27 protein-coding genes are annotated in these 26,915 nt (G+C 59.9%); 17 read left to right on the top strand and 10 right to left on the bottom strand.

The features are described from left to right. Positions 1–6 precede the first annotated feature (6 nt). The 3 genes from ACYU7Z_RS13010 to ACYU7Z_RS13000 are packed head-to-tail and all read left to right on the top strand — an operon-like array spanning position 7 to position 2,986. Positions 7–990 (top strand): glycosyltransferase family 2 protein, encoded by a 984-nt coding sequence (locus tag ACYU7Z_RS13010; protein WP_460571115.1) that lies wholly within the window; start codon positions 7–9, stop codon positions 988–990. Next, positions 990–2,105 (top strand): UDP-galactopyranose/dTDP-fucopyranose mutase family protein, encoded by a 1,116-nt coding sequence (gene glf / locus ACYU7Z_RS13005; RefSeq protein ID WP_460571113.1) that lies wholly within the window; start codon positions 990–992, stop codon positions 2,103–2,105. The genes ACYU7Z_RS13010 and glf overlap by 1 nt, the downstream gene beginning before the upstream one ends. After that, entirely contained in the window at positions 2,102–2,986 is an 885-nt protein-coding gene (locus tag ACYU7Z_RS13000) for a glycosyltransferase family 2 protein (RefSeq protein ID WP_460571111.1), read from the top strand. Before glf ends, ACYU7Z_RS13000 begins: the two co-directional genes overlap by 4 nt. Positions 2,987–2,997: 11 nt before the next feature. Here the strand turns inward: ACYU7Z_RS13000 and ACYU7Z_RS12995 are convergent, their stop codons facing one another. Beyond that, positions 2,998–4,083: a hypothetical protein gene (locus tag ACYU7Z_RS12995; protein WP_460571109.1), complete on the bottom strand. Its 1,086-nt coding sequence runs from the start codon at positions 4,081–4,083 to the stop codon at positions 2,998–3,000. Positions 4,084–4,196: 113 nt separating this feature from the next. Here ACYU7Z_RS12995 and ACYU7Z_RS12990 point away from each other — a divergent pair, with 113 nt between their 5' ends. Continuing rightward, complete coding sequence (locus tag ACYU7Z_RS12990) at positions 4,197–5,078, top strand: glycosyltransferase family 2 protein (protein ID WP_460571107.1); 882 nt, start codon at positions 4,197–4,199, stop codon at positions 5,076–5,078. After that, entirely contained in the window at positions 5,075–6,166 is a 1,092-nt protein-coding gene (locus ACYU7Z_RS12985) for a glycosyltransferase family 4 protein (protein WP_460571103.1), read from the top strand. Before ACYU7Z_RS12990 ends, ACYU7Z_RS12985 begins: the two co-directional genes overlap by 4 nt. 231 nt (positions 6,167–6,397) lie before the next feature. Here the strand turns inward: ACYU7Z_RS12985 and meaB are convergent, their stop codons facing one another. After that, positions 6,398–7,309, bottom strand: a complete 912-nt coding sequence (gene meaB / locus ACYU7Z_RS12980; protein ID WP_460571101.1) for a methylmalonyl Co-A mutase-associated GTPase MeaB — start codon at positions 7,307–7,309, stop codon at positions 6,398–6,400. Positions 7,310–7,493: 184 nt separating this feature from the next. Between meaB and ACYU7Z_RS12975 the strand changes: the two genes are divergently transcribed. Then, positions 7,494–8,726 carry an O-antigen ligase family protein gene (locus ACYU7Z_RS12975; protein ID WP_460571099.1) on the top strand — a complete coding sequence of 411 codons (1,233 nt, stop codon included), beginning with the start codon at positions 7,494–7,496 and terminating at the stop codon, positions 8,724–8,726. Beyond that, entirely contained in the window at positions 8,716–9,462 is a 747-nt protein-coding gene (locus ACYU7Z_RS12970) for a glycosyltransferase family 2 protein (protein WP_460571097.1), read from the top strand. The genes ACYU7Z_RS12975 and ACYU7Z_RS12970 overlap by 11 nt, the downstream gene beginning before the upstream one ends. Before the next feature lie 55 nt (positions 9,463–9,517). On the opposite strand, the gene ACYU7Z_RS12965 is transcribed toward ACYU7Z_RS12970, so the two are convergent. Beyond that, positions 9,518–9,799, bottom strand: coding sequence for a YciI family protein (locus tag ACYU7Z_RS12965; protein WP_460571095.1), 282 nt, complete (start codon positions 9,797–9,799; stop codon positions 9,518–9,520). A gap of 66 nt (positions 9,800–9,865) precedes the next feature. Further along, positions 9,866–10,180 (bottom strand): ferritin family protein, encoded by a 315-nt coding sequence (locus ACYU7Z_RS12960; RefSeq protein ID WP_460571093.1) that lies wholly within the window; start codon positions 10,178–10,180, stop codon positions 9,866–9,868. Positions 10,181–10,307: 127 nt separating this feature from the next. Here ACYU7Z_RS12960 and ACYU7Z_RS12955 point away from each other — a divergent pair, with 127 nt between their 5' ends. From ACYU7Z_RS12955 to ACYU7Z_RS12920, 8 genes are all read left to right on the top strand, one after another. Further along, positions 10,308–12,356: a hypothetical protein gene (locus ACYU7Z_RS12955; RefSeq protein ID WP_460571091.1), complete on the top strand. Its 2,049-nt coding sequence runs from the start codon at positions 10,308–10,310 to the stop codon at positions 12,354–12,356. A 100-nt stretch (positions 12,357–12,456) separates the two neighbouring features. After that, positions 12,457–13,116: an LON peptidase substrate-binding domain-containing protein gene (locus ACYU7Z_RS12950; protein ID WP_460571089.1), complete on the top strand. Its 660-nt coding sequence runs from the start codon at positions 12,457–12,459 to the stop codon at positions 13,114–13,116. 68 nt (positions 13,117–13,184) lie between these two features. Then, entirely contained in the window at positions 13,185–13,940 is a 756-nt protein-coding gene (locus ACYU7Z_RS12945; RefSeq protein ID WP_460571087.1) for a type III pantothenate kinase, read from the top strand. A 7-nt stretch (positions 13,941–13,947) separates the two neighbouring features. Continuing rightward, entirely contained in the window at positions 13,948–15,312 is a 1,365-nt protein-coding gene (locus ACYU7Z_RS12940; protein WP_460571085.1) for a hypothetical protein, read from the top strand. A gap of 107 nt (positions 15,313–15,419) precedes the next feature. Beyond that, positions 15,420–15,815: a four helix bundle protein gene (locus ACYU7Z_RS12935; RefSeq protein ID WP_460571083.1), complete on the top strand. Its 396-nt coding sequence runs from the start codon at positions 15,420–15,422 to the stop codon at positions 15,813–15,815. A 109-nt stretch (positions 15,816–15,924) separates the two neighbouring features. Beyond that, the gene (gene lptC / locus ACYU7Z_RS12930) at positions 15,925–16,479 is read left to right on the top strand and encodes an LPS export ABC transporter periplasmic protein LptC (RefSeq protein WP_460571081.1); all 555 of its coding nucleotides are present in this window, start codon (positions 15,925–15,927) and stop codon (positions 16,477–16,479) included. A gap of 157 nt (positions 16,480–16,636) precedes the next feature. After that, complete coding sequence (locus ACYU7Z_RS12925; RefSeq protein WP_460571079.1) at positions 16,637–17,626, top strand: potassium channel beta subunit family protein; 990 nt, start codon at positions 16,637–16,639, stop codon at positions 17,624–17,626. A 252-nt stretch (positions 17,627–17,878) separates the two neighbouring features. After that, a complete protein-coding gene (locus tag ACYU7Z_RS12920) occupies positions 17,879–18,700 on the top strand; it encodes an SDR family oxidoreductase (RefSeq protein ID WP_460571078.1) in 822 nt (273 codons plus the stop codon). A 131-nt stretch (positions 18,701–18,831) separates the two neighbouring features. Here the strand turns inward: ACYU7Z_RS12920 and ACYU7Z_RS12915 are convergent, their stop codons facing one another. The 4 genes from ACYU7Z_RS12915 to lysS all read right to left on the bottom strand — a co-directional run bounded on the left by ACYU7Z_RS12915 (position 18,832) and on the right by lysS (position 24,308). Continuing rightward, on the bottom strand, positions 18,832–19,719 hold the full coding sequence (locus ACYU7Z_RS12915; RefSeq protein WP_460571077.1) for a glycosyltransferase family protein: 888 nt from the start codon (positions 19,717–19,719) through the stop codon (positions 18,832–18,834). Positions 19,720–19,927: 208 nt separating this feature from the next. Beyond that, complete coding sequence (locus ACYU7Z_RS12910; protein WP_460571076.1) at positions 19,928–20,887, bottom strand: PorP/SprF family type IX secretion system membrane protein; 960 nt, start codon at positions 20,885–20,887, stop codon at positions 19,928–19,930. 44 nt (positions 20,888–20,931) lie between these two features. Beyond that, a complete protein-coding gene (locus ACYU7Z_RS12905) occupies positions 20,932–22,563 on the bottom strand; it encodes a choice-of-anchor J domain-containing protein (protein ID WP_460571075.1) in 1,632 nt (543 codons plus the stop codon). Positions 22,564–22,757: 194 nt separating this feature from the next. Further along, a complete protein-coding gene (gene lysS / locus ACYU7Z_RS12900) occupies positions 22,758–24,308 on the bottom strand; it encodes a lysine--tRNA ligase (RefSeq protein ID WP_460571074.1) in 1,551 nt (516 codons plus the stop codon). A 134-nt stretch (positions 24,309–24,442) separates the two neighbouring features. Here lysS and ACYU7Z_RS12895 point away from each other — a divergent pair, with 134 nt between their 5' ends. Next, positions 24,443–24,604: a hypothetical protein gene (locus ACYU7Z_RS12895; protein ID WP_460571072.1), complete on the top strand. Its 162-nt coding sequence runs from the start codon at positions 24,443–24,445 to the stop codon at positions 24,602–24,604. An 84-nt stretch (positions 24,605–24,688) separates the two neighbouring features. Here the strand turns inward: ACYU7Z_RS12895 and ACYU7Z_RS12890 are convergent, their stop codons facing one another. Further along, positions 24,689–25,099, bottom strand: a complete 411-nt coding sequence (locus ACYU7Z_RS12890; RefSeq protein WP_460571070.1) for a hypothetical protein — start codon at positions 25,097–25,099, stop codon at positions 24,689–24,691. A 31-nt stretch (positions 25,100–25,130) separates the two neighbouring features. Beyond that, positions 25,131–26,018 carry a flavin reductase family protein gene (locus ACYU7Z_RS12885; RefSeq protein WP_460571068.1) on the bottom strand — a complete coding sequence of 296 codons (888 nt, stop codon included), beginning with the start codon at positions 26,016–26,018 and terminating at the stop codon, positions 25,131–25,133. Between the two features lie 149 nt (positions 26,019–26,167). On the opposite strand from ACYU7Z_RS12885, the gene ACYU7Z_RS12880 reads away from it, so the two are divergent. Further along, the gene (locus tag ACYU7Z_RS12880; RefSeq protein ID WP_460571066.1) at positions 26,168–26,875 is read left to right on the top strand and encodes a head GIN domain-containing protein; all 708 of its coding nucleotides are present in this window, start codon (positions 26,168–26,170) and stop codon (positions 26,873–26,875) included. Positions 26,876–26,915: the final 40 nt, after the last annotated feature.

The raw sequence follows: 26,915 nt of genomic DNA, 5'->3' as shown, positions 1-26,915 counted from the left end.
GCGCCCATGCTAGGCGTTTCGGTCGTCATTCCCAACTACAACGGCACGGCTCTCTTCCCGCATACACTGCCCACAGTGTACGCCGCCCTGCGCGAACTCGCGCTGCCCTGGGAGCTCATCGTGGTCGACGACGCCTCCACCGACGCCTCGGTATCCTGGCTCCGGTCGAATTACCCCGACATCATCCTGCTGCAAAACAGCGTCAACAGCGGCTTCTCGGTCACCGTCAACCACGGCGTGCGCGCGGCCCGCTTCGACCTCGTGCTGCTCCTCAACAGCGATGTGCAGCTGACGCCCGGCTACTTTGCACCGCTGCTCCCCTACTTCGACCGCCCCGACACCTTTGGCGTGATGGGCCGCATCGTGGGCTGGAACGACGATATCGTGCAGGAAGGCGCCAAGTACCCGTTCTTCCACGGCGTCAAGATCAAAACATCGGGCAACTACCTTGTGGAACCTGAGGAGGACATGCGCGGCGGCCTCCTGTCGATGTACCTCTCGGGCGCCAATGCACTCGTGCGCCGGCAGGTGTTTCTCGACATCGGCTGTCTCAACGAGCTGTTCTCGCCTTTTTACGTGGAAGATTACGAATTGTCGCTGCGGGCCTGGCGGCTCGGCTATACCTGCTGGTACGAGCATTTCGCGGTTTGCCGCCACAAAACGTCCACCACGATCCGCACCCCGGAGCGCAAGCGCGAGGTGGCCATCGTATACAACCGCAACAAGATGCTGCTCCACGCCCTGCACCTCCCGCGGGCGCAGCGCTACCTGTATTTCCTGCAACTCATCCCCGAAACGCTGCTCCGCCTCGTAACGGGGCAAACGGCTTTTGTGCTGGCGCTCGGGCAGTTCATGGACCGCTACAAGGAGCTGCGCGCCGCACGGGCAAAGTTTTTGCACCACGCCGGGAGCAGGCCACCACTTTCGGTGCGCGCGGTCGCCGATCGCATCCTGCAATCCATGAAACATAAAAAAATCATTCAATTCTGATGGCACAATACGATTATGTGATTGTCGGCGCAGGCCTCTTCGGCGCCACCTTTGCGCACCAGGCCCGTCTTGCCGGCAAGCGCTGCCTCGTGATCGACAAGCGCGCGCACAAAGGCGGCAACATTTACTGCAAGGACGTGGAAGGCATCAACGTGCATTACTACGGCGCGCACATCTTCCACACCAACGACAAGCCGATCTGGGACTTCGTGAACTCCTTTGTCGAATTCAACCGCTACACCAACTCGCCCGTTGCCAACTACGAAGGGAAACTCTACAACCTGCCCTTCAACATGAATACCTTTTACCAGTTGTGGGGCGTCATCACCCCGGAAGAGGCGCAGGCGAAGATCCAGGAGCAGATCGGATCGCTGGGGATCAGCAACCCGCAGAACCTCGAAGAGCAGGCGCTCATGCTGGTAGGCAAAGACATCTACGAAAAACTGATCAAGGGTTACACCGAAAAGCAATGGGGCCGCAGCGCCACCGAGCTGCCGGCCTTTATCATCAAGCGCCTCCCGGTACGCTTTACGTTCGACAATAATTATTTCAACGACAAGTACCAGGGCATTCCAATCGGCGGCTACAACAAGCTCGCCGACGGCCTCCTCGAAGGGATCGATGTGAAGCTCGATACCGATTACTTCGCCGACCGCGCCTACTTCAACTCGCTTGCCGACAAGGTGGTATACACGGGTCCGCTCGACGAGTTTTACGACTTCCGCTTCGGAGAGCTCGAATACCGCAGCCTTCGCTTCGAGCACCAGACGCTCGAGAAAGCAAACTTCCAGGGCAACGCGGTAATCAACTATACTGAGCGCGATATTCCCTACACCCGCATCATCGAGCACAAGCACTTCGAGTTCGGCACGCAGGATCATACGGTCATCACCTACGAGTATCCCGCCACCTGGCAGCGCGGCATGGAGCCGTACTACCCGATGAACGACGACAAGAACACGAAGCGCTACAAGCAGTACTCGGAGCTGGCCGACCTCGAACAGAATATTATCTTTGGCGGCCGCCTTGCTGAATACCGGTACTACGACATGCACCAGGTGATCGGCTCGGCGCTGGTGAAAGCCAAAAAAGAGCTCGCCGTCGCCCTTTCATGAACGTCATCGCCTTCGTTGTAACCTACAATCGCCTCCCGCTGCTGAAAGAATGCATCGCCGGACTGCTCGCGCAGACGCGGTGCCCCGATGCCATTCTCGTGATCAACAACGCCTCCACCGACGGCACGGCCGAATGGCTGGCCACGCAACCCGTGGACGTCATCACGCAGCCCAACCGCGGCGGCTCGTGGGGCTTTTATACCGGCATCCGCGAAGCCTATGCCCGCGGCGCCGACTGGACCTGGCTGATGGACGACGACACGATCCCGACAGCAACGGCGCTGGAAGAATTACTCCGCGTGGCGGAAGCCGTGCCCGGCGCAGGCTTCTGCTCGAGCAAGGCCGAGTGGACCGACGGCACACCGCACGTGATGAACCTCCCCGACCTGCGCGTGTATGCGCTTGGAACGCCGTTCAACCGCTACGATGCCACCGGCGCGCTGACCGTGCTTTCGAGCACGTTCGTATCGCTGCTGCTCAACCGCCGCGCGGTTGAGAAGGAAGGATTGCCGCTGAAGGAATTTTTCATCTGGACCGACGACCATGAGTATACCGATCGCATTGCGCGCGGCGGCATGCCCGGACTTTATGTAGCGCGGAGCGTCGTGCTGCACAAGACGCCGCTCAACCACGGCTCCAACATCTTCGAAGACGAGCCCCGCGATCTTTGGAAATACCGGCACGGGCTCCGCAACGAGCTGTATTTTATCCGCACGCGGCAGGGCGCCGGCAAATACCGCAAGGTGCTGCTGAAGCGGCTCTTCGTATTCCCCATCCGCATCCTGCGCAAGCGAAAGGCCCATCGCTGGGCCTTTATCAAGGTTGTGTGGCAAACGGCGATTGCGTCTCTTTCGTTCCGCCCGGTTGCCGACCGCGTATAATTCCAGGCTGCTTACTGACCGTCGACAAAGCGGCGGAGGCGGCGCTTCTCGCGCCATTTCTTCATGAACGACAGCTTTGCCAGCTTTTTGAAAATGTAATTGACCCGCGGACGTATGTCGCCGAGGCTTTCCTCGAGCAGCGGCAGTATGTCTTCAAACGCCAGGGACTTGATGTCCTCGAAGGAAGGCGCGCCGAAGAACGCCGCCAGCGCGGATTTCACGCCCGGGAGCATTTCGGCGTTGGCCTGGCGCTGCGTGCGGTAAAAGAGATGGATCATCGGCTCGTCGAGGAGGGCCCATTTGCTGTGGCGCCCGTCCTTGCAGTAGTAATGCAGCATCTTCTCGTCGAAGTCGGTGGCGAAGGTGTTCACATCCATCGAAAGCCAGAACGACTTTTCGAAAAAGATGCATCCGATCGAGTAGTGAATGTCGGCGGGAATCTGCTTGCGGCCGCCGCCCTGCGTTCCGGCAACAAATTGAGCCGGCTGCAGCGTGGTCCACTGGTGGATCCACCAGGCGAGGTAGGGATAGGTCCACACCGAGCCGCCCACACCGGTGTCGATGGCGCCGGGAGCGATGCGACGCTCGGCGGAGTCGCCGGCGACGTGCACGTAATCGAACTGGCGCTTGTATTCTTCCTCCCTGCCAAAGATCGTGACGAGCTCCGCAAAGCCCCAGCTGTTGTTGTTGATCAGGCCGGTCACGAAGCCCACCGGTCCCTGTGCGGACAGCTCGCCGTAGGCGGCATCGAGACGGTCGACCCAGCCGCGGCGCAGCGGGATAAGGTCGTCGTCGATCTTGCAGATGTATTGCACGTTCTTCAGCGGCTCGTAGTGGGCAAAGGCTTCGGTGAGCGCCTGGTAGGCGCTGAGCCCCGACCTGAGCGGGCGGACTACGTAGCGGTTGGGAGCCTCAAGCGCCCATTCGCGGGCCACGCGCTCCGTCTTCTCGCCGGCGATATGCCCGCGCCTGCCGTTGACCACCACCACGATCTTCTCGGCGGGGTCGACGGTATGGGGCAGCGACTGCAGCGTGATGGCGAGGGATTCGTAATCGTAGGCGGCCAGCAGCACGAGGGCCCGGTTCTGAATGCTCATAGTAGGAGAATGAGGCGCAAAGAAAGGGAAAACAGCTCCCAAAAGCCTCCTAAAAACGGTCAATGGGCCGCTATTGCCGCCGCTTTCGGACCGGTATCGTACCTTGCCGCCGCATGAAGGTCATCGCTATCGTCGTCACCTATAATCGCCTCGCCCTGCTCAAGGAATGCATCGCGGCCCTGCTCGTTCAAACACGGCGGCCCGATGCCATACTCGTGGTCGACAACGCCTCCACCGACGGCACGGGCGACTGGCTCGCCACCCAACCCGTGGAAACCATCACGCAGCCCAACCGCGGCGGATCCTGGGGATTCTATACCGGCGTCAAAAGCGCCTACGCCGCGGGCGCCGACTGGACCTGGCTGATGGACGACGACACGATCCCGACAGCGGGCGCCCTCGAAGCACTGCTGGCTGCCAGTAGTTCTACGGATCGGATCGGCTTTCTCGGCAGCAAGGCCACCTGGACCGATGGCACGCCGCACCTGATGAATCTGCCCGACATCAAGACCTACACGCACGGCAAGCCGTTCAATTTGTACGACGCGCATGGCTTCTTCCTGGTGAATGCCTCGAGCTTTGTATCACTGCTCCTCAGCCGCGCGGCTGTGCAGGAAGTGGGTCTGCCGATCAAGGAATATTTTATCTGGAACGACGACGCCGAGTACACCGAGCGGATCACGCGTGCCGGCTTTATCGGCGGCTACCTGCCTGCGAGCGTCGTGTTGCACAAAACACCCACGAATCACTTCTCCGACATTTTCCTTGACGATGTGAAGGGCCTCTGGAAGTACCGCTACGGCATCCGCAACGAGCTGCACACCTACCGCATGCGGAAGGGCAAGTTCTGGGGCCGGTTTTTCAAGCGTGTATTCGTGATCCCTTTCCGCATCCTGCGCAAGCGAAAGGATCACCAATGGGCCTTTATCAAAACGAACTGGCAGGCCTCCTTCAGCGCCATCAACTTCAACCCTACTATCGAGAAAGTATCATGAGGCCCCTCCGCATATCGATCGTGCTTCCCTTCCCGATGACGAAGCCCGTCGGCGGCGCCAAGATCATGTACGAGTACGCCAACCGCCTCCAGGCGCGCGGGCACCAGGTGCAGGTTTTTCACTCGATACGCCGGCCGTTTAAAAAAATGAAGTCGCCGCTGTGGTGGAAGCAGCTCGTGTACGCCGTCCGCGGCGCAAAGCGACCAAAGTGGTTCCCGCTTAACAGCGGCATTCCTTCGGTGATTGTTCCCGAGATCAGCGACCGCTACCTCCCCGATGCCGACGTGGTATTGTCTACCTGGTGGCAGATGGCCTATGCCCTCAGCGCGCTGTCGCCCGCGAAGGGCGAGCCCTTCCAGCTGGTACAGGACTACGAAACCTGGGCCGGACAGGTGGATAAGGTGCACGAGTCGTACCGCCTCCGCACGCGCCCGCTCGTGATTGCCCGCTACCTGCAGGACCTGCTGCGCAGCGAGGCCGGTGTAGAGGCCGTGCACATACCCAATGCCATCGACAGCGGTCGCTTCCGTGTACAAACGCCGCCCGCCGCGCGTCCCGCCGCCTCGGTGATCATGCTCTATTCGAAAGAGCCGCGCAAGGGTACGTCCTTTGGCCTCGAAGCGCTTGAGGCGCTGCAGCGGCAGCTTCCCGCATTACAGGTAACGCTGTTTGGCGTTTTCGATGCGCCTCCGGCCCTGCCGTCCTGGATCACGTACCACAAGCAACCCGGCAACCTCGTGGAGCTGTATAACCGCAATGCCGTTTTCTTCAGCCCCAGCCTCGGTGAAGGCTGGGCCCTGCCGCCCGCCGAGGCAATGGCCTGCGGCTGCGCCGTGGTGTGCACCGGCATCGGCGGCCACGCCGACTACGCGATCGATGGCGAAACGGCGCTGCTTGTTCCACCTAAAGACGTAGCGGCAATGACGGCTGCCTTGCATACCGTCATCAGCAACGAGGAGCTCCGCGCCCGCCTGTCGGCTAACGGCGAGCGATTGATCACAACCGGATTCAGCTGGGATGCTTCCGTAGCAAAGATGGAACAGTGTTTCTACGGTGCTGTGGAGACGGGGGCTAAAAGCCTCCCGTAATAAACCGTGCGCCCCTACAGGGCGCGCCTTCCGCTGCCGTCGATATCCCCCGGGTCTGCGACCCGGGGCTACAGACATTGCGCCCTTACCTCGTCCGCCTGAGCACGTAACTCCCTGCTCGCTGCCGTTTCCGCGGCAGCGGAAAGATAACCCTGTGCTCTCTGCGAGAAACGGGATGCCGCACTCAACGACTACAGCCAGCGCGTAACATCCGGAAGCGGTGAAATAGCCCTAAAGCCCGAGGTACTTGTCCACCAGCTGGTAGATCGTCTGCTTCCCGCCGGCAGCCCGGATGTCCGCACGCAGCCCTTCCTTGCTCACGTCTTTCATCCGCTCCGCCTGGATCAGCTGCCAGGCTTTCTCGGCGAGTAGCCATTCTTTTCGTGCGGAGGCATGTGGCTGTTGCAGGTCGTTCCCGATGGCCGCGGCGAGCTCGGCGATCCCTTTGCCCTCCTGTGCCACTGTAGCGAGAATCGGGATCTCGTGGCTCCGGTGCGAGAAGGCGGGCGCGAGCATCTGGCGCAGGTTCTTCAAAAAGGCCGCCGCATCGGGGCGATCGGCTTTGTTGACCGCGAAGATGTCGGCGATCTCCATCAGGCCGGCCTTCATGGTCTGCACCTCGTCGCCGGCTTCGGGCACCAGTACCACCACGGTTGTATCGGCAAGACCAGCGATCTCGATCTCGCTTTGGCCCACGCCCACGGTTTCCACCAGCACGTAGTTGAAGCCCGCAGCCCGCAGCACGTCGGTGAGCTCGAGGATGCGCGGGTGAAGCCCGCCCATCGATCCGCGCGTGGCGAGCGACCGTATAAATACGGAGGGATGCGTGTACCAGCGGCTCATGCGAATGCGGTCGCCCAGTACGGCGCCGAGGTTAAAGGGCGAGGAAGGATCCACGCAGAGCACCGCGACCTTTTTTCCCCGCTCCACGAGCGCGCCGATAAGACCGTCGGTAAGCGTGCTCTTGCCCGCACCCGGCGGACCCGTGATGCCCACTACGTGCGCGCCCTCGGGCCACTCGAGCGCCGCCAGCAGCTGCCGGTAGCCGGGAAGGCCGTTCTCCACAAAGGAAAGCAGCCGCGCCAGGGCGCGGGTATCTCCGGTTCGGAACGCAGCGTACAGGGGTTGCCAGTCGGGTTGCATCGGGGCAAAAGTAAGGGGCATTCTCAGGAGAGAAAGAACGCAGATCTTTATGATAGTTAAGATTAACGCAGATAAACGTTTTTGAAAATCATGATCAATCATAACAATCTGCGTATCCGCCAAAGGCGGATCTGCGTTCTTTCTCTCCGTCGCTTGCGACGCTTTTTGGTTAGCTTTGAACGCTATGCTGCTCCCGCCGAAGTACCGGCAGCCCGTGCTGCTGGGGCTTTTACTGCTTTCTGTGCTAAGCCTGTTCGTGTCGCGCGCGGGACTTTCCATTTCCCTCATCGCCTTCGTGGCCATCACAACGATTCACCGGGGGATTGGCGCCCAGTTGCAGCGGCTTGTGCGAACGCCGGTGCTGCTCGCAATGAGCGTGCTCTTCCTGGTCCCGCTCCTGTCGGGGCTTTGGAGCACCGACGTGGACAAGTGGACGACCATCGTGCGGATCAAACTGCCGCTGCTCTTCTTCCCGATTGCCTTCGCGGGCGCGTGGCAGCTGTCGCCGCGGCAATGGCGGATCCTGGCCTGGTTCTTCCTCGCCTGCGTGGCGGCCGGCGTCGCTGCCAGCCTGTGGGGCTACCTGCGGGATTTCGAATCGGCCAACAACGGTTTCCGTTACAGCCGCACCTTCGGCACACCGCTCGATAACGATCATGTCCGCTTCAGCTGGCTCGTGAGCGCGGCCGTGCTGCTGCTCTTCGTGCTGGGCCAGGGCGCACGCAAAAAGGCGCAGTGGCTGCTGGCGGCGCTGTTCGTGTACTTCACGATCTACCTGCACGTATTGGCCGCACGCACCGGCCTCGGCGCCTACTACATCATCCTGCTCGCGCTTGCCTTACGCTACGTGTGGCGGCGGCGAAGCCTCCTGCTCGGTATTGTGTTCGTCGCAACGTTGGCGGCGCTTCCCTTGATCGCGCTGCAGGTGCTCCCGAGCTTTCGCAACCGCGTGCAGTACATTGGCTGGGACCTTGGCTTCGTGCGTGCCGCGCAATACCACCCGGGCGTCAACGACGGCAACCGGTTCCTCAGCATCCGCGCGGGCTGGAAGCTCCTGCTGCAGCACCCCGGCGGCGTTGGCTTCGGCGATATCTTTCCCGTTACGAATGCCTGGTACGACGCCAATGTGCCGGGGATGCTCGAGAGCGATCGCTATTACCCGAGCAGCGAGTGGCTGATCTACGGCCTTGGCGCCGGCTGGATCGGGGTCATCCTGTTCACCGCCTGCCTGCTGGCGCCGCTGTGGACGAGGGCCGGGCGCTGGCGCTTTCACTGGCTCCTGCTGAATATCGCCGCGGCATTTAGTTTTTTGTTCGATATTGGCCTCGAAGTGCAGTACGGCGTCTACCTCTATGTATTTCTCGTATTATGGTGGTGGAAGTGGCTCACGCCGGAATCAAGGGACTATGCCGAATAAGTTTTCCATTGTTATCATTTGCAAAAACGCCGTCGAAGGGATCGACCGCACGCTCAATTCGGTGCGCGGCCTTACCGACGACATCGTGGTATACGACAGCGGCTCCACCGACGGCACCGTGGCCTTTGTGACCGGCATGGGCGTGCCCGTGCACGAGGGCCCCTGGCTCGGCTTTGGCCCCACGCGCCGCGCGGCCACGCGCCTCGCCCGCTACGATTGGGTGCTTTGCCTCGACACCGACGAGTGGCTGGGTACGCAGCTTGTAGAAATACTGATGGCGCTGGAGCCCGAGCCCGGCACGGCCTACCGCCTCCGCCTGCGCAACCACCTCGGCAAGCGCGTTATCCGCTGGGGCGGCTGGGGCAAGGATTTCCGCATCCGTCTCTTTCACCGCGACGAATGCAACTGGAACGATGCGCTTATCCACGAAAAGGTAGTACCCAACGGGCCGCTCCTGATTGAAACACTGCGGGGCTCCATCATCCACCGCACCGCGCGCTCGCTCAAGGACTACCGCCGCAAGCTCGACGCCTATGCACGGCTCACGGCCGAAAGCTACCGGGCGCAGGGCCGTACGGCCACGCTTCCGAAAAGACTGCTGTCGCCCCTGGCCACGTTCTTTAAGGATTATGTACTAAAGCTCGGCTTCCTCGAAGGGAAAGTAGGCTTCCAGCTCGCCTGGGCAGCGGCTGGGTATACGCGGAAAAAATACAAGCTGTTACGGCGAAACCCGTAGAAATACCGTTCTATCTCTACGGCCACGCGCGTATCGGCGGCGCGCTCCTAAGCTTTCAAACAAATGACGAAAAGCCCGGGTCCCACTTCGTGGGCTGGAATTCCTGCACGTGGTACTCCGCTATGCTGTTCACGTAAAACGGGTCTTCGGAAATGAGGCGCAGCACGCTGTCGTAGTCGCCGCGGGCCAGGATGATGCCGCCGCTGCGCGGCTCCTTGGGCCCCGAGAAGATAAAAATGCCCGCCGCGTATCCCCGGTCGAGGAAGGCGCGGTGGGCATCGAGGTGCGTGTCGACAACGTCGGGCGACACGCGGTAGGTAAGGTTGATCAGGAACATAGCCGGACTTTGTGCAGCGCCAAAAGTAGCGTGCGGACCAACTTTAGCCGGAACGCCGACCGTTTTTTATTCCGCCTTCTCTTCGCCTTTCTCGCCCAGCTTCACGATGTCGCCGTCGTGAAACAGGATCGCCTTGAGCGTCGTGCGCCATTTATCATTGCGGCGGAGGAGGAATTCGAGGTCCATGCCGAAGTGCTTGAACTCTTCCTGCTGCGCGTTTTGCATGATGGCCTTGGCATCGCCGTCCTTCTCCACCGATATCCGCTGCTCGTACCAGTTGATGGCTTCGGCTTCCTCGATCAGCGAGGTGATCATGCGGGCAAACGTGCGGGTTTCCTGGGAGAGCTCACTGGCGGGCTCGTGGTATTGTTCGGTAGCCATGGGGTCTTTGTTAAGGGTGATTAAGAGCATGAAGATAGGGGGCGACCAACTCAGGGTACCTGCCTGATGCGAAACGCTTTCAGCGCAAGCATCCGAATAATTACCTTAGCGCCGAAACCTACACTGCATGAGAACGACAACTATCCTCCTGCTGGCATTGCTGCCGGCCGCAACCCTCAACGCCCAGCAGGCCAGCGACAGCAGCACGCAGCTGGCCCAGAGCGTTAGCGCCACCTACCGCCCCCTCTACACGCTTCTTCGCGCCGATATCGAGCGCATACCCGCCAGCAATTTTATGGACGTCGTCAACGGCGCCTTTCCCTTCGTGGCCACCGACCGCATCCGCGCGCAGGACTACTCCTTCGTCATCGACGGCGCCATCGGGCTCGACCCGCAATCACTCAACCTGTCACAGATCGCTTCGATCGAATTTTACCCGCAGGGCACAAGCATCATCCGCGGCAGCTCCGTTCAACGGGGCACCTTCGTCATCAAAACCATCACCGGGCAAAAGGCCGGCGACCTGTACGTACACGGAGGCGTTCGGTTTCCGCAGCAGGAATCTATTTATACCGACGATGCCCCGAATCTCGGCGGGCAGCGCGCGCCCTTTGCACACGTTGAAGCCGTGTTGGGAAAACAATTCGGAAAGGCGGCTTTCAGCAGCGCCTTTGCCTACACGCGCTACGGCATACCCACGCTTTCGCAGTGGCGCAGCATTTCCGGCGGCACCCAGATCGATGCTACCGGCAATGGGCGCGAGCGCTACCGCCTCAGCAACTTCGGGCAATGGACACTGGGCCGGGGCTTCCGGCTGCAGGCGGCCGTGCTCGGTACACTGCTTACCGGAACTGACAGCGCCGGGTCTGTGCTCAACGGTACCCACGTAATGGAACGGGAGCAACGGAAGATCATCGGGAGCCTTGGAGTTCAGACCGGCCTCCGCTACGATAGCGGTCGCTTTCACAACAGCTTCCAGGCGTCCTGGAGCGGGCAAACGCGGTCGGACGATAACGCCCATCACGCCATGGCGCCGGGCCTCGACTACTGGATCACCGGCAATGGCCACCAGCACCTGCGCCGCTGGTACCTCTCGAACCGAGCCAGCTACGACGTGCTGCTGCGCCGCAGCTTCCGGCTGGAAGCCGCTCTGCAGACCCAATACAGCGATGGAAGCAACAGTGCCGACATCTACGAGGAAACGCGGCGCAATGGCGAGCTCACCGGCCTGCGAAAAAGCTGGATTAAGACGGAAGATCACTACCTGGAATTAACACCCGCGCTCGTTTTTGACTACAGGAAATTCCTGCAGGCCGAAGTCAGCTATACGTTCGACCAGCGGAAGGGCGACCGCTTCTTCGGCAGTCCCCGCGTGGATACCGGGATGTGGCAGGCCGCCTTCCGCATGGATGCCTTGTCGCTCCTGGGTGGCAAGCACCTGAGCCGCCTCGAGATCGGTACCGATTACCGCGAACGCCGTATCAACACGGCCACAGCAGGCCTCCTCGACGAAGATCCGCAGGCCAATCCGGCCGTCTTCGCTGCCTACGGCGAACAGCCGATGGCGAAAAGCTGGCTGCACTACCTCCACGCCGGCTTTTTCGATGACAGGCTCGGTCTTTCCCTGCAATGGATCCATTCGAAGGAAAGCGTACAGGCCCGGTCGATGACCATGATGGGTATTGTGTCGAGCTGGACGCCGGCGAAGCGCAACAGCGTCGGGCTTTCGCTGCGGGGTGTACCGGTGCAAAACGGCCACGTTACCTGGACGCTGCAAGCCAACCTGTACCGCGACCGGTACCGGATGCTTACCGATGCGCTCAACGGTCCGTTTACGTTGATCACTGAAAACCCCAACGTCGAAATCGACGATCGCGACATCGTACGCGGCGGTCTGCAAACCTGGCTCCGAGCAGGCAACTTTCACCTGCAGGCAACGCTGCTCCAGGTATTCGACGACCGGCGCCAGGACCTGTACGTCCGCAAATACGACTATTTCGACATCACACAGCTTACCAATGCGCTGGCGGGCTATACGATGCACTTTCCGAAGCGCGCGCTGGCCTCCCTGGAAATCAACGGCGTGCTGCAACAATTCCCGGTCAACCGCCGCGCCTACCTTCCCCGCTTCCGGTTCCCGTATTTTGGTGTCGGACTCGTGGCCAAGCTGCGCTGATAAAAGGCGTACGCGCCGCTGTGCCCCTTTTTTCCGGCCGCGATATGCGGGGCATTGGCGGAAGAGCCAAGCCTGCACTCTTTTTGCTATAGCTTGCCGTATGACGAATTTCATCCCGATCTTCCCCCTGAGTATCGTGGTGTACCCCGGCGAGCAGCTCAACCTCCACATCTTCGAGCCGCGCTACAAGCAGCTCATCGCCGAGTGCCAGAGCAGTGGCCGCTTTTTTGGCATACCCACCGTGATCAATAACGAGCTGCAGGACTTCGGCACGCTGGTGCAGATCACCGAAGTGAGCAAGGTGTACGAAGGCGGCGAGCTCGACATCAAGACCCGCGGCGAGAAGGTGTTCCGCATTCTCGAAGTAATTGAGGAGGTGCCCGACAAGCTGTACAGCGGCGCCATCGTTAACTACCCCACGACCTTCGAGGACGCCAAACCGGAGGTGATCCGCCTGCTCGTGGCTGCCGTGCGGGAGCTCCACCGGGCCCTCAAGGTGACCAAAGACTTCAGGAAAGACGACGCGGCGCTCCGCAGCTACGACCTCGCCCACCATGTGGGGCTGTCGCTGGAGGAGGAATACCGCCTCCTCAACTTCCTCGACGAGCGGCAGCGCCTCGAATTCCTCAAGCAGCATGTAAGCAAGGTGCTCCCGCTCCTCTCCGAGATGGAAAAGCTGAAGGAAAAGATCAAGCTGAACGGGCATTTCAAGAACCTGGGCGGCTTCAGCGGCCCGCTGACGCATAAAGGCGGCTCCTAGCCGGCAATTCGGGCGGGCACGGCAATTCCGAAGGCCTTATCTTGCCCCGGTTTGATCCTGCTACTACCATGACTGCGAACGAGAAAGACTTTTCTGAAGTCAGCTTTTGCCTTGATTTCGGCAATACCCGGCTCAAGGTGGCTGTCTTTACCGGCGACCGGCTGCACGAGGTGATCTTCCTGCGTGCCGATGCGGCACAGCACCTCGCTGAGCTCATTGAGCAGTGGCGCCCGCGGAGGAGCATCCTTTCGTCGGTGGTGCACCACGACCCCGCGATCGAGGCGCTGCTCTCGGCCCGCACCTCGTTTCACAAGCTGTCGAACGAATCGAAGCTCGAGTTCACGATCCCGGTAGGCAAGCCCGAGACCGTCGGTGCCGACCGGCTGGCCCTTGCCGCCGCTGCGGTGTATTACTTCCCGCGGCGCAACAACCTGGCTATTACGCTGGGCACCTGCATCACTTACAATTTCATCAACACCGCGCACCAGCTCATAGGAGGCTCCATCTCCCCGGGTATGGAAATGCGCTTCCGCGCGATGCACGAATACACGGCGAAGCTGCCGCTGGTGCAGGGCGAATGGAACGTGCCCCTAATCGGCTACGATACCGCGAGCAACCTGCAAAGCGGCGTGGTGCTGGGGATGGCCTGCGAGATCGACGGCATCATCGACCGGTACCGCGAGCGCTTCGGGAACTTTAACGCCCTTTTAACCGGGGGTGACGGGGGTGCGGTTGCCCCTCATTTGAAAAACAAGATATTTGCAGACTCCGAACTAATCTTTAAAGGCTTATATGCGATTTCCCGCGTCAACACTGCTTTCTAAACGATCGATGACCCGACTCCTGGGTGTTTCCACCCTGGCGCTTTCCGCTTCCGTTGCCGGGGCACAGGGCAACTCGCCCTACTCGCGTTATGGCCTTGGCGACATCGTCCCGACCACCCATATCATCAACCGGGCAATGGGCGGCATCTCGGCAGGCGACGCCGATTTCACGCACATCAACTTCAACAACCCCGCTTCGTACTCCCGCCTCCTGGGTGTACCGCAGGTGCGCAACGCCAAGCGTCTCAGCTACGGCCGCGTGCTGTTCGACGTTGGTGTCAACATCGACGAGAAAACGCTCCGCGAGCCCGGACGCGCCGACAAGTTCACCTCGTCGGACGTCAACTTCTCCTATATCCAGGTGGGCATTCCCCTGCGCCGCAACTGGGGCCTCGTGTTTGGCATCCGCCCGGTAAACCGCGTGGGCTACCAGATCCAGCGCGGCGAGCTGCTGCCCAGCGGCGACTCGCTCTACACCGAATTCAACGGTAATGGCGGCGCCTACCTGCCCAGCATCGGCACCGGCGTAGCCTTCGGATCGTTCAGCATCGGCGCCAACGTCGGCTACCTCTTTGGCAACCGCGAAAGCAACACCGAGCGTTACTTCAACAACGACAGCGTGGCCTTCTACCAGGCGCTTTACCGCACCAACAGCTCCTTCGGCAAGATCTACTTCAACCTCGGCGCCCAGTACGAGATCCGCCTTAGCAAAGCGAGCGACAGCGCGCGCGTGGCGCGTGGCAAAATGCCGCTCAACCAGTTCCTCCGTCTCGGCGTAAGCGGCAACCTGCGCCAGCCCCTCAACGGCACGCAGACCGTAACCGTCGGCATTTTCACCATCGACCCGGGCACGGCCCTCACCGACACGGTTTACAGCAAATCGAACAGCAAGGGTACGGTCGTGTACCCGGCTTCCTACACCGCAGGCTTCCTCGCCGGTGGCAACACCGCTGCCGGTGGCTACTGGACGGCAGGTGCCGACGCCGTAATCACGCAGTGGAGCCAATACCGCTTCTTCGGTGCCAGCGACGCGGTAAGCAACAGCATGATCATCCGCGCCGGCGGCCAGATCATCCCGCAAACCCGCGGCCTTGGCTTCTTCCAGCGCAATGCCTACCGCGGCGGCTTCGCCGTGGGCAAAGACTATATCAACGCCAGCGGCACCCTGCCCTACTGGCTGGTATCGGCCGGCCTCGGCATCCCGCTGGGCCACCGCAACCCGCAATACCTCAATCAGCAGTCGATGCTCAACCTCGGCTTCGAATACCAGAACCGCGGCAACAACAACAACGCGCTCAAGGAAAACGTCTTCCGGATCTCCATCGGCCTGACGCTTTCGGATAACTGGTTTGTGAAGCGGAAATATGATTAAATGGAAAAGCGCCCTTCGGGGCGCTTTTTATTAGTTTGTAGTTTGTAGTTTTAAGTTTGCAGTTAGGCCTCTTCGTAAAAACGACGCATCCCTGAAAATTCGTTTTTATGCCTACAATTGAAAAACTGGAGGACATTATTGTCTGGCAAAAAGCCCGCTTACTTGCCAAAAAGGTTTATCAGCTTACTTTCGAACCTCCAATCGCCAAGGACTTTCGTCTCAAAGACCAGATGCGCGGGAGTGCAGGTGCCGTAATGGACAACATCGCCGAGGGATTTGGGCGCGGCAGCCAGTTCGAAGCAATCAACTCGTACAGTTATTCAAAAGGCGAAGCGGAAGAACTGAAGTCGCAGCTTTACCGAGCCTATGACGTGGGCTATATCGATCAAACAAAGTTTAATGAGCTTTACGCCGACAGCAATGAAATTATCCGGATGCTCACTTCTTGGATCGACTACCTGAACAACAGCACGATAAAGGGACCAAAATTTAAAGGACGTTAGGAAACTGGCAACCACCTTTCCCCGAACTTTACCTCCGATGAACGACTTGAATTCGCCGGCGTCCCTGGCGGGCGAAGCAACTACAAACCACAAACTACAAACTACAAACTTGCCCCTCCGCCCAATACTCCTCCTGGCACTCTCCGCTTGCCTCTTGGCTTCCTGCGAAAACAGCGAAAGCGAGATCAACCGCTTCAACGGTAAAGTGGAGCAGGTGGAGGAAGCGAAGGGAGTGCGCAGCCTCTTCAGCCAGGGCGGCCGGCTCAAGGCCATCCTGCAGGCGCCGCTGATGCTCCGCCACCTCGGCGACTCCGTCGTTATCGAGTTTCCGAAGACGATGCACGTCGACTTCTACGATTCGCTCAGCAAGATCGAGAGCTTTGTCGATGCCCGCTATGCCCGCTACATCGAGAACCGCGCGCTGGTGCTGCTCCGCGACTCCGTACGCGTCATCAACCGCAACGGCGACACGCTCAAAACCCAGGAGCTCTGGTGGGACCAGAATGCCCGCAAGTTCTACACCGACTCGATGGTCAATATCGTGCAGCGCGACAAGCACATCCGCGGCGGCAAAGGCCTCGAGGCCGCACAGGACATGACTTGGTACCTCATCAAGCAGCCCGTGGGTACGGTGCTCGTGGGGAATAATGTGTTAGGGCAATAACTTTTCCGTTTTAGGTTTTACGTTGTTCGGTTTAAACGTCTACGCCGCCCAGGCGCTAAGCGCTCCGTCTGGCATTTCCCTAATTTGTCCGCGCAAAACGTTGCAACGCAAACGTAGCAACGTAAAACACAAAACATAAAACGCAAAACGTTCATTCATGGAATACCGCAGAATGGGAAGAAGCGGCCTGCAGCTGAGCGCGCTCTCGTACGGCAGCTGGGTTACGTTTCACAAGCAGGTCGATGACCGCCTCGCCGACGAGCTGATGGGTGTAGCCTACGATGCCGGCATCAATTTCTTTGATAACGCCGAAGTGTATGCAGGTGGCGAAAGCGAGCGCCTTATGGGCCGCGTGCTCAAAGGCAAGCGCTGGGACCGCACGTCGTACACCGTTTCTTCCAAGGCCTTCTTCGGCTGGCGCGGCAAGGAAAACAAGCCCAACCAGTCGGGGCTCTCGCGCAAGCACCTCACCGAGGCCTGTCATGAAGCGCTGCAGCGCCTGCAGCTCGATTACCTCGACCTCTACTTCTGCCATCGCCCCGACAAGAACGTTCCGATCGAGGAAGTGGTGCACACGATGAACACGCTCATCCAGCAAGGCAAGATCCTGTACTGGGGCACCTCCGAGTGGAGCGGAGTGGAGATCATGGAAGCCCACCGCGTCGCCGCCGACTACCGCCTTATCGCGCCTTCGGTGGAGCAGCCGCAATACAACCTGCTGGAGCGCGAGAAGATGGAAAAGGAATTCCGCGACATCTTCCGCACCGTAGGCATGGGCAGCACCATCTGGAGCCCGCTGGCCTCGGGCCTGCTTACCGGAAAGTACAACGCCGGCATTCCCGAAGGAAGCCGCCTCGCGCTCGAAGGCTTCGACTGGCTGCGCGACAAGCTGATCGCCGGCGAGAAGCTCAAGCAGGTGGCACGCCTCGGCGACATTGCGCGGGAGCTCGGCGTGAAACAAAGCACGCTCGCCATCGCCTGGACACTGACAAACCCGAACGTGACCACGGCCATCCTCGGCGCCACGCGCCGCGAGCAGCTCGACGAAAACCTGAAAGCCCTCGAAGTGCTGCCGCTGCTGACACCGGAGATCTTGCAACGCATCGATGAAACGATGGGCACCGCGCCGAAGCTCCCGGATTTTTAAGTCCTCAACTGAAACGTCATTGCGAGGCGCCGGTGCCGCCGGCACTGGCAACGAAGCAAACGGATGATCTATGTGGGCACTGCCTTACGCCCATCGAAGTTCGTGCTACTCCCACACAGAAGATACGATTGCTTCGTCCGCTGCGCTACCTCGCAATGACGTTCCTGTTCATCGGGGCGTAGCGTCTTCTTTTGTCATTCGCTTCCTACTCCGAGGCTTCGGTTCCGAAACTTCTTTACCTTTCTATAACTTATGAATTTCAAAAACAAGACTGTCTTCATCACCGGCGGTTCGCGCGGCATCGGCAAGGCCATTGCCCTGCGGCTGGCGCGTGAAGGCGCCAATGTTGCGATTGCTGCGAAGACTGCCGAAGCACACCCGAAGCTCGATGGCACCATCCATACGGCGGCCGCCGAGATCGAAGCCGCAGGTGGGCACGCACTGGCCCTGCAGACCGACATCCGCTACGAAGAGCAGATCGCGGAGGCGGTGCAAAAGACAGCAGACCGCTTTGGCGGGATCGACATCCTCGTGAACAACGCCAGCGCCATCAGCCTGCAGCCGACCGAGCAGCTCGAGGTGAAGCGCTTCGACCTGATGCACAGCATCAACGTACGCGGCACGCTGCTGGTATCGAAGGCCTGCATCCCGCACCTGCGCAAAGCCGACAACCCGCATATCCTCAACCTCTCTCCGCCGCTCGACCTCGATCCGCGCTGGTTCGGGCCGCACCTTGCCTACTCGCTGAGCAAATACGGCATGAGCATGATCGTGCTGGGCCTCGCCGAAGAACTGCGCACTCCGGGCATTGCCGCCAACGCGCTGTGGCCCCGCACAACGATCGCTACGGCAGCCGTACAAAATCTTTTGGGCGGCGACTGGCTTGTTCAACGAAGCCGCAGCCCCGAGATCGTAGCCGACGCAGCCTTCGCCATCTTCTCAAAACCCTCCAGGGAATGCAGTGGCAACTTCTTCATCGACGAAGACGTGCTGCGCGCCGAGGGCATCAGCGACTTTACGCGCTATGCGATCAACCCGGAGAATGAATTGCAGAAAGACCTTTTTGTGAAGTGATGCCTGATCTCGGATGTAGGATCTCGGATCTAAAAAAATACAGGTAACGAATAGAAAACGGATCGCTTCGCGATCCGTTTTTACATCAGACATTCAACATCAGACATCCTATATCCGAGATCAGACATCTCCTAGATTACTTTGTAGTTGCGGTAATCAAACGGCCGCCAGCCGGTCCACTTTTCCATGAAGTTCTTGAAGTGGTCTTTGGACTTGAGCTGGTTGCGCGACATATCCCACTCAAAATGCCAGTCCATCCGGTTGATGCGGTCGCGCATGACGGCAGGGTGAGTGCCCGTATACTTGGCCAGGGCGCGCACCAGCGAGAAAGCGTAGCCTTCCGGCACCACGGTGTTCTTTACCTCGTCGGCCGATTTGAGCGTATCGTCCTTGCCGTGGTTGATGATGTCTTTGACATGAAATTTGGCCATCATCACGCGCGGGTCCTGCACCCAGCCATAGTGATGGATGTAGGCATCCACAGGCTTCACCGAAAGCTTTTCATTATTTCCCTTCCGGAAGCCCTGGGCGTCGCGGTAGGAGTAGATGTCGTCGCGGCGGCGTACCACGCGGATCTCGTTGCGGTACCAGTGTCCCTCTGCGCCGATATAGTCGTAGGAGCCGAAGAAGTGGCGATACTTGAGCAGCAGTCCGTCCACGCGCTTGTCATCCTTCCACTGCCGCATCGCTTTGCGGAGCGGCTCGTAGCCATCTTCGTGCAGCACCTCGTCGCCCTGGATGTACACGCACCAGTCGGCGTCGGCCGGAAGCGCACGGTAGGCCTTGTTGGTTTCGTCGGCGAGCACAAAGCCACCCTGTTTCAACGAATCGTCCCATACCGTATCGAGCACGCGCACTTTCGGGTCGATGGCGGTCACCAGCGCACGGGTGTCGTCGTCGGAGCGGCCGACGGCCACCAGCACCTCGTCGCACAGGGGCAGGATGGAGCGGATCGCTTCGACGATCGGGTACTGGTACGTGACTGCATTGCGGATAAAGCTGAAGCCGACTACTTTCATAACGTGGCCCGAAATTACCCGGATTCCGCAAGGAACCGAAGAACAGGGAACAAGGAATTTTGAACTCGGATCGGAATTGCGCAACACAAAACGAAAAAGGGAAGCCTCTTCAGACCTCCCTTCTCCAATCCTTATTCTGTTGTTCCTTGTTCCTTGTTCCTTGTTCTTCTGTTCTAAAAAGAAAGCCTCCCATCAGGAGGCTTTCTCTTTAGAAACTATGCGCGAGCATGATCTCCAGGCTTTGCCGGTTAAGGCCGGCCTGCTTGCTCTGCGAGGTCGTGACATCATAGGTGATGGCTCCCTTCGTGCGGCCGTAGCTCAGGCCCAGGTAGGGAATGATGGTGCGCGTGTCGCGGCCCAGCAGCCCCAGGTCCAGTGTCGTCTCGGTGGTGGACAGGTGGATGTTCTTCGAAAAGATCAGCCCGCCCTGCAGGTAGCTCTGCTCGCCAAAGGAGTTGTACAGCGCCTGCACCGTTACCTTGTCGCCGCCCGAGGTGCGGCCATAAACCTGGCCGTGCACCGTGTAGGCCATCGGCAGGTGGTAGTCCGCGTTCCAGAACGATTCCTGGGGACGGTTCACGTGGCGCAGCGCTCCGCCCACGGCTGCGCCCCAGCGGGCGGCATCGTGGGTAAGCTGCAGGCCTACGTTGAGGTCCAGGTGGTGATCGGTGCCGCCGCGGGCAGCATCGCGCGAGGGCACGGTGGAAAAGCCGCCGGAGCCGAACTGGTCTTCGAAGGTGAGCTTGTTGGTGTTCAGCGAGCGGGCGGCATAGAGGGCCTGCACGCCCACACCCAGACGGGTGGCACCCGTGGGGTTAAGGGCTTTGTTGAAGGCCAGGGAGGCGCCGAAGTAGTTGGTCTTAAGCGCACCGCCGGAGCTTTGGTCGAGGTAGCCGAAAATACCGAAGCCGAGGCGGTCGTTGTCAGAGACACCCTTGAACTTGAGGCGGGTGTCGGCGGAGAGGTAGCCGGTGGAGAAGGCATTGGTACCGCCCGAGAAGGAGGTGTTGCGGTAGCCGCCGGCAATGCGCCACTGCTTGTCCATGAGGCCCGTCTGCGCCGCGTTCAGCAGCAGCGGCGCATTGAAAATCTGCGACAGCTGCGCATCCTGCGCGTTCGCGGCAAGAGCGGCCGTAGTGAAGAGAGATATTGCGAGAAGCTTTTTCATAATGTCGTGTTTTCTTGGAGGTCTTTTCGGTTTACTCATTTTCATTAGCGCAGCAGCGACACGTGGCCGGTGCGTTTCATCGGGTTGCCCTTCTGGTCGTAGCCGTCGGCCACCCAGATATAGATATCCGGCTGGAGCAGCTTGCCCTTGTAGGTGCCATCCCATCCCGGGTTGATCGTGCTGCTGCTGAACACCTCGCGGCCCATGCGGTCGAACACACGGAAGCTGCGGAGGGTCGACAGCCCCACGAGCATCGGGCGGAGGCGGTCGTTCACGCCATCGCCATCAGGCGAGAAGGCGGAGGGAACAAAGATGTCGTAATCGCGGAAGAGGCGCACCAGCAGCGTATCCACCGTAACGCAGCCCGAGGCCTTTGTAATGGTGATCGTGTAGCGCTGCTCGCGCTGGGCCGTGATGATCGGGTTGCGAACGGTAGCCGAAGAGATCATTACCGGGGGATCCCAGATGTAGAGGGCGCCGGCACCAAGGTCGCGGGCCGTGATCTGTGTGGGCTCGTTGAACTTCACGTTCACCGGCTCGAGGGTCATGCCCGGGGTATAGCCTTCAACAGTAATGGTACGGGTAACGGAGTCGGCAAGCGCGGCGCAGCCACCGGGCTTGGCTACAAGCTTCACGGTGTAGGCGCCGGTGTCGGCATACGTATAGGATCCGTTGGCTGATGTGCCGGCCGCGCTGCCCGGAACACCGTAGCTCCAGGTGTAGGCAACGTTGTTGCCGGCCGTGCTGGTCGTTTGGTTGGCGAAGGTCACCGTCTTGCCCTGGCAATAGGAGTCAAAAGCAAAACCGGCCACGGGGCGCGACAGGGTCGTGAGCACCACGTTGTTGGACGAGAGCTGCTGGCAGCCGCCCGCGCCGGTGGCGGTAACCGTATAGGTGCCGGGCTGCGTGGCCGCATAGCTGGTACCGGTAGCGCCGGAGATCGGGTTGCCGTTCAGGTTCCACTGGTAGGAGGTGCCTGTACCGGTTACGGTGAGCTGCGTGGGGGTGCCGGGGCAGAGGCCCGTGCTGGCCGGTGTGCCGAGGGTTACCTGGGCGCAGGTGCTGGTGGTATAACGGAGGGCATCAATGCCTACATAGTTGGAGTTGTTGCCGTTGCCGCCGCCGTCGGTTACAAAGTAGCGGAAGGCAAAGCGGCCGCTGACGCCCGCTGCCGGCAGACCGGAAAGCGTGGTCGTGAACTGCGTCCACACCTTGGGGTAAACGCCGGTAACAAGGCTTGGGTTGATCGTCAGCAGTACCGTCGTGAAGTCGCCTACCGAGGTTTCCGTAGCGCCCACGTTGGTGCTGGCGCCGGCGGTGCTGAGGCGCAGCTCAATGCGATCGGGGTATTCGGTGCCGGAGGGAATGCGCGAGTAGAAGGAGATCACGTCGCCGTTGCGGAACGTGCGGTTCGGGCCGATAAGCCAGTTGCTGATGGTGCCGACACCATTCGCATCCGTGCTCTGGAAGTTAACGCCGATATAGGCGTTGCCCGCCCCGTTGAAGGCGGTGAAGCTGGCGGTATTACCCTGGAACCAGCTGCCGGTTCCGAGCGGGTTGCTGTTGTTTTTCACCGACCAGCCGGCGGCGGTCAGCGTGGTAATGTTGTCGAAGTCTTCGGAAATAGACTGCGCCCCGGCGGGGAATTGCAGGGCTGAAGCCAGAAGAGCAACCATACCGGTTTTCTTCAGTAAAGGACTCAATCGCATGTTAGAATGGTTTTAGATAGAGAGCGCGCGGGCAGGCCGCCACAAACGGCTTCCCCCGTCAATATTACCGCTTTGGGGAGTGGCTGCCAAAAAAATGCAGCCCCGCCATCCGCCGCCGGCACAAAAAAAACGGCCCGCGGGCCGTTCGAAAAAGCTGTGTTTTATTCGGTCGTTTCTTCTTCCTCGCCGAGGCTTTCGGGGCGCTCCGGGCGCATCTGCGGAAACAGCAGCACGTCCTGGATCGATACGTTGCCCGTCAGCAGCATGCAGAGGCGGTCGATGCCGATGCCGATGCCGGCCGTGGGCGGCATGCCGTACTCGAGGGCGCGGAGAAAGTCGTAGTCGATGAACATGGCTTCGTCGTCGCCGCGCTCCATCAGGGCTACCTGGTCTTCGAAGCGCTCGCGCTGGTCGATCGGGTCATTGAGCTCGGAGTAGGCGTTGGCGATCTCTTTTCCGTTGATCATCAGCTCGAAGCGCTCCACGAGACCCGGCTTGCTCCGGTGCTTCTTCGTAAGTGGGCTCATCTCCACGGGGTAGTCGGTGATAAAGGTCGGCTGGATGTAGTGGTGCTCGCAGCGCTCCCCGAAGATCGTGTCGATCAGTTTGCCCTTGCCCATCGAGGGGGCCACGTCGAGGCCAAGCTTGGCGCATACCTCGCGGAGTCCGGCTTCATCCATGTCGCTGACGTCGAAACCCGTATGCTCCCTGATGGCGTCGTAGATCGGCACACGCTTAAAGGGCGCCTTGAAGGAGATCGTCCGGTCGCCGATAACGCTTTCGTCGGAGCCATTGACGGCGATGCAGGTGCGCTCGAGCAGTTGCTCGGTCACGTTCATCATCCAGAAATAATCCTTGTAGGCAGTATACCATTCAAGGATGGTGAACTCGGGGTTGTGCGTCCGGTCCATACCCTCGTTGCGGAAGTTGCGGCTGAACTCGTATACCCAGTCAAAGCCGCCCACGATGAGGCGCTTCAGGTACAGCTCGTTGGCGATGCGGAGGTAGAAAGGAACGTCGAGCGCATTGTGGTGCGTGATAAAGGGACGTGCCGCAGCGCCGCCGGGAATGGCCTGCAGCACCGGCGTGTCGACCTCGAGGGCACCGTGGTCGTTGAGAAACTCACGGATCGCGTTGACCATGCGGGTGCGCTTCACGAAGGTCTCTTTTACCGTGGGGTTGATCACGAGGTCGGCGTAGCGCTGGCGGTACTTGAACTCGGGGTCGGTCACGGCGTCGTATACCTTGCCTTCGGCTTCGCGCACCACCGGCAGCGGCTTCAGCGATTTCGCCAGGAAGGTCAGCTCCTGCACGTGCACGGAGATCTCACCCATCTTGGTGCGGAAAACAAAACCCTTGATGCCGACGATGTCGCCCAGGTCGATCATTTTCTTCCAAACCGTGTCGTACAGCATCGTATCGCCGTCGGTCGCGATGTCGTCGCGGCGCACGTAGATCTGGATGCGGCCATGGCTGTCCTGCAGCTCGGCGAAGGCGGCCTTGCCCATGTCGCGCACGCTCATGATGCGGCCGGCGAGGCACACTTCGCCAAAGTCGTCCTTGTCCTCATCGGTAAAGTTGGACTTGATGGCCGTCGAATAATGGCTTACCGGGTAAAGGGCCGCGGGATAAGGATCGATGCCGAGGCGCTGGAGCTCGGCGAGCTTCTCGCGGCGGATCAGCTCCTGCTCGGAAAGGTGATGTATACTCATGATTGGAAAAGTGGCGCAAAGGTAGGACATCGTCAGGCGTGAACCGTGGGCCCGGACGCCGGCACTGACGCCGCCCGCTTTTCCGCGCGTTGTGCCCGCTGCGGCTTATATTTAGCCGATTAAAACACTACGCCATGTCTATAATGAACTCCGGAAAGAAAGGCAACGACAAGCAAGGCGGCAGCAACAAAGGCAAGCCCGGCGCGGCCGGCGGCTCCAAGTTCCTCAAGCCTAATTCCAAAACGGCAGGCCCCGCCAAGAAGGTGCGCTCCACGGGCGCCAACCGCGGAAGCTAAGTTTTCGAATCGGGTGATGGGGTAACAGGGTGCTGTGGCAATCCGCTTATTCGCGATGCGTTGCGGATCGCCCTGCCTCCAGGACTATAATGACAGCCGGAGGCTCAGTGCGGCGTAAGACCGGCGCGGGCCGGGAACGCCGCTCGTTTCATTCTTCACGCTCATCGAAAGACCCTTGCGCCTGTTGCGGCCGGCTGCAATAAAAAACGGGATGCTGCCGACGGCCAGCCCCGCACCTGCAAAGAACGCCAGCTCACCGCCGCTAAGCCTGTCCTTATCTCGCCCCGAAAGGTCGAACTCGCTGACGGAGCTTGCCGCGCCGATCACCGAGGTCAGTACACCTGCGCCGGCCATGATCCAGGCCACCGTCTTTTGCGTTTTACCGCGCTTGAGGTACCAGTCGCGGCTGCCTTGCTGCGACTCGGGCTCGTTGTCGGGAACTTGCTGACCGAAAAGGTTGCTGCTTACCAGCAGCAGGAAGAGCAGGTAGCGCATAGTCGTCGTTTTTGGCCACTACCAAGTTACGCTAACTTTCCTCCAAAGTCAAGAGCACCTGCCAGGCATCGTCCACGCGCCCTTCATCGAGGAGCTTCGCGGCATAGGTATGCACCTCGCGCTCCATATCGGCCGGGTTGAGCGAATAATACTGAACGATCTGCTTCAAATGTGCATCATCGAAAGAAGCCCGGAGCACGGGGGGCTCATGCACGTTGGCCAGTGCCCCGAGGTGATTGCCCGTGAGGTAGCGGCTGCCGCGAACCGCCGAAGGCAGGCTGTCGATGCCGATACCGAGCTGCGCGTTGGGCTTGGGCACCTTGAAGAGGCAGGAAGCGCCCGTGCGGCTGTACCAGTCGCCGCCAAGACGGGCCACCAGGTCCAGCGACGACTGATCTACCTTCCTGTCGGCATCCAGCAGGTGGTCGTCGATATGAACCACCAGCACCTCGCAGATAACAAGCTGGCCGGCACCGCCGCTTTCCCCCAGCGACTTCACCTCCAGCACACGGCACTCCAGCTTCGCGGGGCTTTCCTTCACCATCGGCGGGCGCACCAGCGTGGCGGCTTCCTTGGTAAAGCCTGCCTTTACAAACTCGTCGGTGCCCTTAGGGTAATCGCAGCTGGCGAGCGATGCCTGCTGCACGATATCGTAGGATACCATATTGATCACGACCTCGGGCACGGCAAAGACATTCTCGAGGCTGTGCTTCACTGTGTTGTCGCGCACACGCCGCGCCGGCGAAAAGATCACGATCGGCGGCTGCGACGAAAAAATATTGAAGAAGGAGAACGGGCTCAGGTTGACGTTGCCTTCCGCATCGATGGTCGAGGCAAGGGCAATGGGACGCGGGGCCACGAGGTGCTGCAGGTAGTACTGCTTTTCGGAAGCCTTGAGCGCGGAGAGGTCGAAGATCATGCGGCAAAGATGCTGACGAAACCCATTCCTCTCATCTGCCCTGACGGCCGTTCATCCGAAAATCCGGGAGCGGTGTAACAACACGGAGTCTACATTCGTATTACGAAGGACTTCGTTATTTAGTTTAACCCTCAAATCTTTTTTGAATTATGAGAACACTTATTCTGGCCGCCGCTCTCGGCCTCGCCGCGCCCGCCGTATTCGCCCAGGACAACGACAAAACAGAAAGCATCAGCGGCAACGGCAAGATCGTTACCGCCAACGTACCCGTACAGCCCTTCGAATCGCTGGAAGCCAGCGGTGTGTATGAGCTCAAACTTAGCCAGGGTGATAAAGAGTCGGTGAAGATCGAAGCCGACGAAAACCTGCAGGCCCTCTTTCATGTGCGCAACGAAGGCTCGAAGCTCGTGATCGATATGGGCAAGAAGACCAACTTCAGCCTGAAGAAAAGCACCAAGCTCGTTGTATACGTTACGTTCCGCACGCTGAAAAGCCTTAGCCTCAACATGGTGGGCAACGTGCGCTCCGAGGAGTCGCTCAGCTTCACGGATGTAACGATCAAAAACAACTCCGTAGGCAACGTAAGCCTGAAGCTCACGGCCAACAGCATCCATCTCAACAACAACGCAGTGGGCAACGTAACCCTCAGCGGCCGCGCCCAGAACGCCGTGTTCAACAACGATGCGGTCGGTTCAATCCGCGCCGGCGACTTCGTGGTGCAGACCGTCAACATCAACAACGATGGTGTGGGCAGCGCCGAAGTGAATGCCGAAAAAGAACTCAAAGTGAAAGACTCCTTCCTCGGCAAAGTGCGCAACAAGGGCGCCGCGAAAGTGCAGAAGAAAGAGGTTATTTAATCTGCTAATGGGCTAGTCTGCTAATCTGCTAATATTGGCA

The organism is Flaviaestuariibacter terrae (assembly GCF_054777635.1).
The sequence above is the reverse complement of the archived record's forward strand: the minus strand, read 5'-3'. Positions and strand labels throughout refer to the sequence as shown.

Excerpts from the sequence above, each read along its gene's own strand:
- ACYU7Z_RS12885 (WP_460571068.1), bottom strand. The coding sequence starts at position 26,018 with ATGATCTTCGACCTCTCCGCGCTCAAGGCTTCCGAAAAGCAGTACTAC.
- ACYU7Z_RS12990 (WP_460571107.1), top strand. The coding sequence starts at position 4,197 with ATGAAGGTCATCGCTATCGTCGTCACCTATAATCGCCTCGCCCTGCTC.
- ACYU7Z_RS12970 (WP_460571097.1), top strand. The coding sequence starts at position 8,716 with ATGCCGAATAAGTTTTCCATTGTTATCATTTGCAAAAACGCCGTCGAA.
- meaB (WP_460571101.1), bottom strand. The coding sequence starts at position 7,309 with ATGCAACCCGACTGGCAACCCCTGTACGCTGCGTTCCGAACCGGAGAT.
- ACYU7Z_RS12940 (WP_460571085.1), top strand. The coding sequence starts at position 13,948 with ATGACCCGACTCCTGGGTGTTTCCACCCTGGCGCTTTCCGCTTCCGTT.
- ACYU7Z_RS12985 (WP_460571103.1), top strand. The coding sequence starts at position 5,075 with ATGAGGCCCCTCCGCATATCGATCGTGCTTCCCTTCCCGATGACGAAG.
- ACYU7Z_RS12935 (WP_460571083.1), top strand. The coding sequence starts at position 15,420 with ATGCCTACAATTGAAAAACTGGAGGACATTATTGTCTGGCAAAAAGCC.
- ACYU7Z_RS12915 (WP_460571077.1), bottom strand. The coding sequence starts at position 19,719 with ATGAAAGTAGTCGGCTTCAGCTTTATCCGCAATGCAGTCACGTACCAG.
- lysS (WP_460571074.1), bottom strand. The coding sequence starts at position 24,308 with ATGAGTATACATCACCTTTCCGAGCAGGAGCTGATCCGCCGCGAGAAG.
- ACYU7Z_RS12905 (WP_460571075.1), bottom strand. The coding sequence starts at position 22,563 with ATGGTTGCTCTTCTGGCTTCAGCCCTGCAATTCCCCGCCGGGGCGCAG.
- ACYU7Z_RS12880 (WP_460571066.1), top strand. The coding sequence starts at position 26,168 with ATGAGAACACTTATTCTGGCCGCCGCTCTCGGCCTCGCCGCGCCCGCC.
- ACYU7Z_RS12890 (WP_460571070.1), bottom strand. The coding sequence starts at position 25,099 with ATGCGCTACCTGCTCTTCCTGCTGCTGGTAAGCAGCAACCTTTTCGGT.
- ACYU7Z_RS12975 (WP_460571099.1), top strand. The coding sequence starts at position 7,494 with ATGCTGCTCCCGCCGAAGTACCGGCAGCCCGTGCTGCTGGGGCTTTTA.
- ACYU7Z_RS13010 (WP_460571115.1), top strand. The coding sequence starts at position 7 with ATGCTAGGCGTTTCGGTCGTCATTCCCAACTACAACGGCACGGCTCTC.
- ACYU7Z_RS12920 (WP_460571078.1), top strand. The coding sequence starts at position 17,879 with ATGAATTTCAAAAACAAGACTGTCTTCATCACCGGCGGTTCGCGCGGC.
- ACYU7Z_RS12910 (WP_460571076.1), bottom strand. The coding sequence starts at position 20,887 with ATGAAAAAGCTTCTCGCAATATCTCTCTTCACTACGGCCGCTCTTGCC.
- ACYU7Z_RS12955 (WP_460571091.1), top strand. The coding sequence starts at position 10,308 with ATGAGAACGACAACTATCCTCCTGCTGGCATTGCTGCCGGCCGCAACC.
- ACYU7Z_RS12925 (WP_460571079.1), top strand. The coding sequence starts at position 16,637 with ATGGAATACCGCAGAATGGGAAGAAGCGGCCTGCAGCTGAGCGCGCTC.
- glf (WP_460571113.1), top strand. The coding sequence starts at position 990 with ATGGCACAATACGATTATGTGATTGTCGGCGCAGGCCTCTTCGGCGCC.
- ACYU7Z_RS12965 (WP_460571095.1), bottom strand. The coding sequence starts at position 9,799 with ATGTTCCTGATCAACCTTACCTACCGCGTGTCGCCCGACGTTGTCGAC.
- ACYU7Z_RS12995 (WP_460571109.1), bottom strand. The coding sequence starts at position 4,083 with ATGAGCATTCAGAACCGGGCCCTCGTGCTGCTGGCCGCCTACGATTAC.
- ACYU7Z_RS12945 (WP_460571087.1), top strand. The coding sequence starts at position 13,185 with ATGACTGCGAACGAGAAAGACTTTTCTGAAGTCAGCTTTTGCCTTGAT.
- ACYU7Z_RS13000 (WP_460571111.1), top strand. The coding sequence starts at position 2,102 with ATGAACGTCATCGCCTTCGTTGTAACCTACAATCGCCTCCCGCTGCTG.
- ACYU7Z_RS12960 (WP_460571093.1), bottom strand. The coding sequence starts at position 10,180 with ATGGCTACCGAACAATACCACGAGCCCGCCAGTGAGCTCTCCCAGGAA.
- ACYU7Z_RS12895 (WP_460571072.1), top strand. The coding sequence starts at position 24,443 with ATGTCTATAATGAACTCCGGAAAGAAAGGCAACGACAAGCAAGGCGGC.
- ACYU7Z_RS12950 (WP_460571089.1), top strand. The coding sequence starts at position 12,457 with ATGACGAATTTCATCCCGATCTTCCCCCTGAGTATCGTGGTGTACCCC.